6 protein-coding genes are annotated in these 6287 nt (G+C 33.1%); 1 reads left to right on the top strand and 5 read right to left on the bottom strand.

The window, feature by feature from the left end; translation table 11 throughout:
• Positions 1–207 precede the first annotated feature (207 nt).
• The 4 genes from nadD to Q4Q35_RS03080 all read right to left on the bottom strand — a co-directional run bounded on the left by nadD (position 208) and on the right by Q4Q35_RS03080 (position 3215).
• Positions 208–786 (bottom strand): nicotinate (nicotinamide) nucleotide adenylyltransferase, encoded by a 579-nt coding sequence (gene nadD, locus Q4Q35_RS03095; RefSeq protein WP_303276462.1) that lies wholly within the window; start codon positions 784–786, stop codon positions 208–210.
• A 12-nt stretch (positions 787–798) separates the two neighbouring features.
• Positions 799–1371, bottom strand: a complete 573-nt coding sequence (gmk, locus tag Q4Q35_RS03090) for a guanylate kinase (protein WP_303276461.1) — start codon at positions 1369–1371, stop codon at positions 799–801.
• A gap of 22 nt (positions 1372–1393) precedes the next feature.
• A complete protein-coding gene (locus tag Q4Q35_RS03085; RefSeq protein WP_303276460.1) occupies positions 1394–2251 on the bottom strand; it encodes a YicC/YloC family endoribonuclease in 858 nt (285 codons plus the stop codon).
• Positions 2252–2696: 445 nt separating this feature from the next.
• A complete protein-coding gene (locus tag Q4Q35_RS03080) occupies positions 2697–3215 on the bottom strand; it encodes a ferritin (protein ID WP_303276459.1) in 519 nt (172 codons plus the stop codon).
• 287 nt (positions 3216–3502) lie between these two features.
• Here Q4Q35_RS03080 and Q4Q35_RS03075 point away from each other — a divergent pair, with 287 nt between their 5' ends.
• Positions 3503–3793, top strand: a complete 291-nt coding sequence (locus Q4Q35_RS03075) for a T9SS type A sorting domain-containing protein (RefSeq protein ID WP_303276458.1) — start codon at positions 3503–3505, stop codon at positions 3791–3793.
• Between the two features lie 46 nt (positions 3794–3839).
• Here the strand turns inward: Q4Q35_RS03075 and metG are convergent, their stop codons facing one another.
• A complete protein-coding gene (metG, locus tag Q4Q35_RS03070; protein ID WP_303276457.1) occupies positions 3840–5906 on the bottom strand; it encodes a methionine--tRNA ligase in 2067 nt (688 codons plus the stop codon).
• Between the last annotated feature and the right edge of the window lie 381 nt (positions 5907–6287).

Raw genomic sequence — 6287 nt, 5'->3', positions numbered from 1 at the left:
TAATTTATCTAATATGTCACGTTGAGCGCAGTCGAAACGCTTTAAAGGTAATAACTAACAAGTCCTTCGACTGCGCTCAGGAGGACAATGGAACTATCATTTCGACTACGTCATTGCTTACGCTAGTTAAATTTTAACACGAGTCTCGAATTGACAGCTAAGCGCTTTTCAGACAGACCTATTTAAATATTATTAGTACTAATAATATTATTTATAAAAATTCATCTCATCTAAATACTCCCAAACAAACTCAGGAAGCATCGGTTTTACATTTTTTCCCGCTTTAATAGCGTTTCGTATTAATGTCGAGGACAACTCCATTATTGGAGCATCTATGTGATGTATTTTTTTATGACCATCAAATTGCGTTTCTATCTTGTTTTTAGAAATACGAGGGTATACATAAATATGGTGGTTCTCAAGAATCAATTGATAATTTTTCCATTTATGAAACCCTTTTAAGTTGTCTTCACCCATAATTAAAGAAAACTCATTATCTGGATATTTCTCTTCTAAGTAAACAAGCGTATTGATGGTATAATTAGGTTGTGGTAAGTTAAATTCTATATCGCTTGGTTTAAGCTTGGTATATTCTTTTGTAGCACGATATACCATTTCTAACCGTTGATAATTATCTAGTAAACTGTGTTTCTTTTTAAAAGGATTATGGGGGGTTACTACAAACCAAACCTGATCTAAATCACTATATTCTGCTAAATGATTGGCAATAACTAAATGCCCAATATGAATAGGATTAAAAGAACCAAAATATAACCCAATTTTCATTCTAATACTTTTTTAAGAATTTAGAAAATTACTAACCAGTTCGTGAGCATTTTCTAGTGCGTGATCTAAATCATCATTTACTACGATAACATCAAATAAAGGCGCTGTTGCTAATTCTGCCGAAGCTTTTGCTACTCGCATGTTTATTTTGTCTTCGCTTTCTGTTTTACGTTTTTTTAATCTAATTTTTAGCTCGTCAATACTTGGAGGTTTTACAAAAACAGCTAATGTTTGCTCCGGAAATTTACGTTTTATACGTAAGCCACCAGACACATCAATATCGAAAATAACGTGTTTACCCATAGCCCAAATACGCTCAACTTCGGTTTTTAAAGTTCCGTAAAAATTATCGCGATATACCTCTTCCCATTCCAAAAACTCATCATTTTTAATTTTGGTCTTAAAATCTTTTGCAGATAAAAAATAATAATCTTTTGCATCTACCTCATCTCCTCTTTTTTCGCGAGAGGTTGCAGATATAGAAAACTCCAAATTTAAATCTTCAATACCTAATAAGTGTTTTACTATAGTTGTTTTTCCAGAACCAGATGGTGCAGAAAACACAATGAGTTTGCCTTTGTTCAATTTAAATGGGTTTTAACGTGTTTTATAAAACGTTTAATAATTGTTCCTTAATTTTTTCGAGTTCATCTTTCATTTGAACTACCAATTGCTGCATAGGTGCATAATTACTTTTAGAACCAATAGTATTTATTTCTCTGCCCATTTCCTGACTTATAAACCCAAGTTTTTTTCCGTTAGAGTCTTTAGAGTTTATACATTCTATAAAATAATCTAAGTGGTTTTTTAAACGCACTTTCTCTTCGGTAATATCAAATTTTTCAATATAATACACCAACTCTTGCTCAAAACGGTTTTCATCATATTTCTCTTTTAAGTCCTCAATGCCTTTAAGTAAGCGTTCACGAACACCGTCCACACGCTCTGGATCCATAGCAATAACCTGCTCAAGTATATTCCCTATGGTTATTACTCGTTTATTAAAATCCTGTTCAAGCACTTTCCCTTCGTCTAATCTATGATCAACCAAATCGTTTACAGCGTTATTGATTTGTGTTTCAATAGCTTGCCATTCGTTATCATCAATTTCTTCACGAACAGTATTTAATGAATCCGGAAAACGAACCGCCATTTTAAGAAGTTCTATAGCATCGCCATCAACAACCTGCTTTAACTGCTCAATATATTGTTTAACAACCGGTGTGTTTATTTGTGTTGATGTGTCTTCGGCAGTAGCTTCAACATAAATAGAGAAATCTATTTTTCCTCGCACTAACTTTGCAGCAAGAAGTTTTCGAATAGACAATTCTTTTTCTCTATAAATAGAGGGCATTCTCGCATTTAAATCTAAACTTTTGCTGTTAAGAGACTTTAGCTCTATCGTTATTTTTTTTGTGGGCAATTGCAATACAGATTTTCCATAACCTGTCATTGAATGTATCATATACAAAAATATTAAGTTGCACAAAGGTAATTAAAAGCAAAAGGTTTAGAAAACAAATAATCTTTTGGTGTAGTATAAGGTATTCACTTAGTTAAAAAAGCATAAGTATTTCAACCACAAACAATAATGATTAAGAGATTAACAAAGACTAATTGATTGACATTGAAACTTCTGAAAAGAAAAAGATAATAAATGAGATAAATATCGTTTTAAGCCACTTTTTTAAGTAAATCGAAGCAAGGGCATTTTTTACAACGTTTATTCTCGCCTTTTTTAAACTTTTTACAGCAACTACTTTTTACCTTATCGGTAGTAATAATACCTAAGTCTTTTAATTGTTTAACAACCTTTTTTTGCTTCTTTTTGCCCAAAGTAAAAATCTAAGATTTTAATATTAGACAAAAATAGTTATTTTTATTAAATCTAAATAAGATTAATTAAAAAATTATTCAGGAGTTTCAGAAGAAGCTGTAACAATTGTTATTTGTTGAATATCTCTATCGAATAAATAAAGTCCGCCTTTATCATCTCCAATAAGGTTTATTTTATCCAAAATAGTACGCGCCATAGCTTCCTCTTCAATTTGCTCAGAGACATACCATTGTAAAAAGTTATGAGTTGCATAATCTTTTTCTGTCAAGGAGATATGCACTAATTCATTAATACTTTCAGACACAAAAACTTCATGTTCAAATAGTTTTTCGAACATTTCTTTAAAAGATTTAAAAGTGACGTTTGGTGCTTTTAATGCAGATATTTGTGCATGCCCGCCACGTTCGTTAACAAACTTAACGAGTTTAAGCATATGGTCACGCTCTTCCTGCGATTGATCGTACATAAAACCTGCAACACCTTCAAGTCCTTTTACTTCTGCCCAACACGCCATAGCCAAATATATTTGAGAAGATTCTGCTTCGATTTTAATTTGATCATTGAGGGCTTTTTCTATTTTTTTTGATAACATAATACTACTCTTTTTTGTAAAGTTAAGAAATTCTTTTGCTTATCTATACCCCATTTTAAAACTAAATTATGCGATTATAGATTGGAAAAATTGAACTGCTAATTTATATGATTTGGAAAAACGAATTGCTATTATCCAGAAACTTTTACTAACTAAATAAAGTATTTTTTTATTGAGATAATTAATTACCTGTTTAATACGTTACTAATAAACCACTTATATAAACCGCAAATACTATTGTTATGAAAAATATGTCTTGTGTGTTTTTATTTTTTCTGATTTGTAACATGGCTTTTTCACAAGTAACGGTAGAAAGTTCAAATGAGGAAAATGATATTACTAAATCTAACCTATTTAAATTTTACCCAAACCCAGTAGAAGATGAATTATTTATTATAGGTTCTAATAAAATTAAAAGTATAGAATTTATTGACGTTTTAGGAAAACGAGTTGCTATACATCATTTTAATAAGAGTATTATAAAAATGGACGTATCACAATTAAAAAGTGGTATATACCTAATACAAGCCACAGACGAAAATGGTAAACAGGAAACCCAAAAGCTAGTTGTTAAATAATGTCCAAAATTATATTGTCGTTCTTCACTGTGTTCGGAATAACAAATTAACTTATCTGCAATCCATTAGTAACACTAACATCATCTGGGTTCACAAACACCAATTTACCTTCTGGAGTTTCAGTCATTAAAATCATACCTTCACTCTCAACACCACGTAATGCTCGAGGTGCTAAATTTACTAACACAGTAACTTTTTTACCAACTACTTCTTCTGCCGTAAAACTTTCTGCTATACCAGAAACAATGGTTCTAACATCAATTCCTGTATCAACTTTTAAAACGAGTAACTTTTTAGCTTTTGGCATTTTTTCGGCTTCCAAAATGGTTCCTACTCGAATATCCAATTTGGTAAAATCTTCAAATGTAATAGTATCTTTTTGAGGTTCTACCGTTTTATTTTCTGCTTCGTTTGCTTTTTTGCTCGCTTCTAGCTTATCTAATTGAGCTTGAATGGTAGCATCTTCAATTTTAGAAAATAATAATTCTGCTTTTCCTATTTGACGACCATCTGGCAGTAAAACTTTTTTCGTGCTTATTTCGTTCCAAGACGTCTCGACTGCGCTCGACGCGACATTAAGGATGTTTTTAAGTTTGGTAGACGTGAATGGTAAAAACGGTTCGCTCAACGTTGCTAAAGCTGATGCTATTTGAAGTGCCACATACATAATTGTTTTTGTGCGTTCCTCATCTACTTTTATAACTTTCCAAGGCTCTGCATCCGCCAAATATTTGTTACCAAGTCTTGCCAAATTCATAAGTTCCTGTTGTGCTTCTCTAAAACGGTAGCGCTCAATAGAACTGGAAATCACATCCGGGTAGGCTTTTACTGCTGCTAATGTTTCTTCATCAACCTGCAATAATTCATTTGGTGCTGGAACTTCTCCGTTATAATATTTGTTTGTTAAAACCACTACACGATTTATAAAATTCCCAAAAATGGCTACTAACTCATTATTGTTTCTTGCTTGAAAATCTTTCCAAGTGAAGTCATTATCCTTTGTCTCTGGCGCATTGGCTGTTAACGCATAGCGTAATACATCTTGCTGGCCCGGAAATTCCTCTAAATATTCTGGTAACCAAACCGCCCAGTTTTTTGAGGTCGATAATTTATTACCTTCTAAATTTAAAAACTCATTAGCAGGTACATTTTCCGGTAAAATATAAGAGCCTTCGGCTTTTAACATCGCTGGGAAAATAATGCAGTGGAACACGATATTATCTTTTCCAATAAAATGAACCAATTTGGTGTCTTGGTCTTTCCAATAAGGTTCCCATTCTTTGCCTTCGCGTTCTGCCCATTCTATGGTAGACGAGATATACCCTATAGGCGCATCAAACCAAACATACAGTACTTTTCCTTCTCCGCCTTCTGCCGGAACTGGAATTCCCCAATCTAAATCTCTGGTTACTGCTCTTGGACGTAAGCCATCATCAATCCAGGATTTACATTGTCCATAAACATTAGATTTCCAATCTTTTTTATGTCCTTTAAGAATCCATTCTTTTAAAAAGTCTTCATGCTTATCTAATGGTAAAAACCAGTGTTTTGTCTGTTTTAAAGTAGGTGTGTTTCCTGTTAAAGCTGATTTTGGATTTATTAAATCGGTAGCGTTATGGCTCGTTCCACAGTTTTCACATTGATCGCCATAGCTTTCTTCATTGCCACACTTTGGACATGTTCCCACCACAAACCTATCTGCTAAAAACTGATTGGCTTCGGCATCATACAATTGCTCTGTAACTTCTTCTATAAACTCACCTTTATCATTTAAAGTGGTAAAAAATTCTGAAGCTGTTTTATGATGTACCTTTGCCGAAGTACGCGAATAATTATCGTAAGTAATTCCAAAATCTTCAAACGATTTCTTAATAATAGCATGGTATTTATCTACCACATCCTGTGGTGACACGCCTTCATTTTTCGCTTTAATTGTAATGGGTACACCGTGCTCATCACTTCCTCCAATTAGAATAACGTCATTTCCTTTTAATCGTAAATACCGCGCGTAAATATCGGCCGGAACATAAACACCTGCTAAATGTCCTATATGTATAGGGCCATTGGTATAAGGAAGTGCTGTGGTGATGGTATATCGTTTTGGTGTACTCATTTTGAAATTTTTATGTCAGGTCGAGCGCAGTCGAGACCTCATTAAAACCTCTCACAAGCTGCGCTTTTATCTTCAAATAAAAATATATTTTCATTTTCGATAATGCTCGAGGGGCAAAACTAACATCATTGCAAAGGCATTACCTATATAGCAATCTTAGGGATGATTGTTTAAATTAAACAGATTCTTGCACTTCGTCACCATTGACGTTATTTTATAATTAATTGTTTTTCAGTATTTTAATTTATCTAATATGTCACGTTGAGCGCAGTCGAAACGCTTTAAAGGTAATAACTAACAAGTCCTTCGACTGCGCTCAGGAGGACAATGGAACTATCATTTCGACTACGTCATTGCTTACGCTAGTTAAATTTTAACACG

The organism is Flavivirga aquimarina (assembly GCF_030540835.1).
In the GTDB taxonomy this organism is placed as follows: Bacteria; Bacteroidota; Bacteroidia; order Flavobacteriales; family Flavobacteriaceae; genus Flavivirga; species Flavivirga aquimarina.
Note: the sequence above shows the minus strand (reverse complement) of the source record. Positions and strands in the feature narration are given on the sequence as shown.